This window comes from uncultured Campylobacter sp., from assembly GCF_937890585.1.
Taxonomy (GTDB): Bacteria; Campylobacterota; Campylobacteria; order Campylobacterales; family Campylobacteraceae; genus Campylobacter_A.
Genome location: NZ_CALACG010000024.1, coordinates 1 through 2,754, shown reverse-complemented (window position 1 = coordinate 2,754; position 2,754 = coordinate 1). Strand labels below are relative to the sequence as shown.

Sequence of the window (2,754 nt, the reverse complement as noted above, 5' to 3'; positions counted from 1 at the left end):
CGTTGTTAAGGTGTTGTTCGCCCAAAAGCTATTCATAAAAATTTCATTTTTAAGCAAGCTCTCATCGATAAAAACACAAAGGCAATATCTAAGCCTAATGATGTCATCCTCTTCATAAATGCCTAAATTTGAGATCTTTGAAGTGGTGCTTAATATATCATTTATCAGCTTTTCACGTAAATTTTGCATCTCACTTTGTGAAAAATTTTGTAGTTTTGATACTCTGTTTGCCAAAAGAAGCAGTGGTAGCACATGATCTAGGGCAGGATTTGCGCCAAGTCCTAGAAGCTTTGTCTGGCTTAAAACTGAAATGTCATTTTGATTTTCACTCATTTTTTATCCTTATAATAAAGCCCACATCTTAATGTCAGCGTTTGATAAATTTGCTGTTATATAGACGCTAATAACGCTTTGATTTGCGAAGCTTTTGAAAATTTCATCTTTTTTATCGATCTTGTAGTAGATATAGTCATTTAGCTTTGGCAATGTACTAGGTATAGCCGAAATTTGCTCTACGTTTATGCCGCGAAGCTGCGATGAGACGATACTTTTGATGTTTGATTGGGTGTGGATTTTGCACTGCTCTTTGAAATTTTTAAGCAGGTACTCATTTTTTGTATCGCTATGGATAGCAAAGTAAATTTCTGAGTTTTCTATGATGCTTGGGTTATCAAAGACGCAGTCAAAAAAGCCGTGATTGTTTTTAACGATCTGTGCCATGACGTATTTTGGCGACAAGATATGCGAGAATAAAAGCCTAAGATTGTTTATCAGCGGTACGAAAGTTTGACTTAAGTTGTTGTGATCATAAGCTATAAATTCGCTAAAACTATCATCGTGGCTTAGGGCTAGCAGATCAGCTTGAAAATCAACTAGCTTTTCATATAGATACTCTGGATGAATTTTGTCTCTTTTAAAAAGATAGGAGAATATCAAGTGCCATTTTTTAAGCATATTTAGCGTCAAATATGTTGAGATATCAAGCCTATTTTTAGCCTGATCTATGCCACCTAAAAGCCCAGTATAGCTCTCTTGATGCTGCTTTGTAGCAAAGCTAAACTCATCTATAAAGCTAGTGATGAAAGAATTTTTACTGACATCGATGCAGGTTGGTATAAATTTCTCATCAAGTGTTATTTGTTTGTTTAGATCTATGTTTTTTATCCTGCAAATAGGCACGCTAAGCTCATAAGGCGTTTTTGAGCCAAGTACTCCTAGAGTCGATCTTTGGCTTGCTAGAATCAAATTTTCTTTATCCTGCGTAAAAGCAGACGAAAGCTCAAAGTCGTCTTTGTCATCAAGCTCATCTAAAATGTCATTACTAGCTTCATCATGCACTCTTGAGCTAATGAGCGCTTGTTTAGCCGTAAATTTTAGATTTGGTAGATTGTTTTGCAAGCTAATATCAACAAGCCCTGAGCTAACTGGTAGCTTTAGCACGATGACAGCAGAATTTAGCTCGCTAGGACTTATCTCAAGTGGCTCTGGTAGGTCGTCTTGATCTGGAGCGTTAAATATCGTACCATCTTGCGAGATGCAAGAAATTTTATTTAGCCCTATCTTGCCTTGAAGCAAAAGCTCACTTGAGATCTCAAGATCCAAAACTCCATATAAATTTGAAAAAGACAAGACGGTCTTTAGGTTTAAATTTCTCTCAAAATACCTCTCTTGCTGCTCGAAATGAACCTTATCAACGTTCATCCCGTTGTACCAGACAACTTTTAATTTATCAGACATTTTATTTGCTTGCTTGGATCTTAGAGCCGCTAGCGTCTATGGTATTTACGCCATTTTTAGTTATCTCAAAAACTATATTTTTCTCTTTTGCTTCTTTTGTTGATTTGTAAGCTTTGATATTTGTCTTGCTTTGATCAGCATAAAGCACCAAAATGCCCACGTATGGTACTTCGTCTGGATCGACATTTGTAAAAGCGTATCTGTTTGTATTTGGCTGAATTTGCGTTTTTATCGAGTCTATCTTGTCTTGACCAAGTATGTCACCATTTTTCTCAGCTAGATCAACTATACTAGCTTGCTGAAATTTTGCTACATCTCTTAGCTTATAAGCGATGATGGTCACTGGAACGTTGTCACCGTGGTAGTTTAAGTTTGAATTTGGAGTGTTGCTTATGATAAGATCTTTTGCACATCCTGCGATAAATAGCATAAAAATTAAAGAACAAAGAAATTTAAACGTTTTCTTCATGGTTTCCTTTACCTCACGTTAATAATATTATTTTTATGTAATTCTATCTAAAGTTATTTTAGAAGAAACTTATTTTAAAATCAATGTTCTTAAATAAAACTTTAATAAGCGTTAATCAATCCTTTATATTATGCTCTTTGGCGTAAGATAATATCTTTTGCCTAAGATCTTCAGGGAAGCTATCTCTATACATCACTGGTGTTAGAGGGTTTAGCTTTTTATCTAATTTACCAGCCTCATATAGTCTTGTTAGCTCTTCTGGTGTGTTGTAGTATGGTGCATTTGGGTAGCCCTCTGGTGGGGTTAGGGACATTATTTTGGCTTCTAGGAGGGTGGAGTCGATGTAGAGGTCTATATCCCTATCTTCGTAATTAGCAGGATAGCCTTTTTCAGAAAAAATCTCTGCATATTCAGGCAATTCTTTTTTGACATAAGAGATAAATTCTTCCCTTGTAGTCTCATTTGCATCAAGGTCTCTAGGATCTAGTAGTTTGCCTTTGTCTTCTACAAGCTCTCTTAAAACTCTATGCATTGATCCTGTAGGGTTA

At 35.8% G+C, this 2,754-nt stretch carries 3 protein-coding genes and 1 pseudogene; all 4 read right to left on the bottom strand.

The window, feature by feature from the left end; genetic code table 11:
* The coding region (locus Q0296_RS00555; protein ID WP_298035643.1) for a DotU family type IV/VI secretion system protein at nt 1-333 on the bottom strand (333 nt) is incomplete at its 3' end.
* 9 nt (nt 334-342) lie between these two features.
* The gene (gene tssK, locus Q0296_RS00550; RefSeq protein WP_298035642.1) at nt 343-1,737 is read right to left on the bottom strand and encodes a type VI secretion system baseplate subunit TssK; all 1,395 of its coding nucleotides are present in this window, start codon (nt 1,735-1,737) and stop codon (nt 343-345) included.
* 1 nt (nt 1,738) lies between these two features.
* Nucleotides 1,739-2,206 carry a type VI secretion system lipoprotein TssJ gene (tssJ, locus tag Q0296_RS00545; RefSeq protein WP_103565622.1) on the bottom strand — a complete coding sequence of 156 codons (468 nt, stop codon included), beginning with the start codon at nt 2,204-2,206 and terminating at the stop codon, nt 1,739-1,741.
* A 115-nt stretch (nt 2,207-2,321) separates the two neighbouring features.
* A pseudogene (locus tag Q0296_RS00540) lies at nt 2,322-2,754 on the bottom strand (thioredoxin reductase); the annotation flags it as partial.

What these genes read in the sequence shown, in the direction of transcription:
- tssJ (WP_103565622.1), bottom strand. Translation starts at nt 2,206, where the DNA reads ATGAAGAAAACGTTTAAATTTCTTTGTTCTTTAATTTTTATGCTATTT.
- tssK (WP_298035642.1), bottom strand. Translation starts at nt 1,737, where the DNA reads ATGTCTGATAAATTAAAAGTTGTCTGGTACAACGGGATGAACGTTGAT.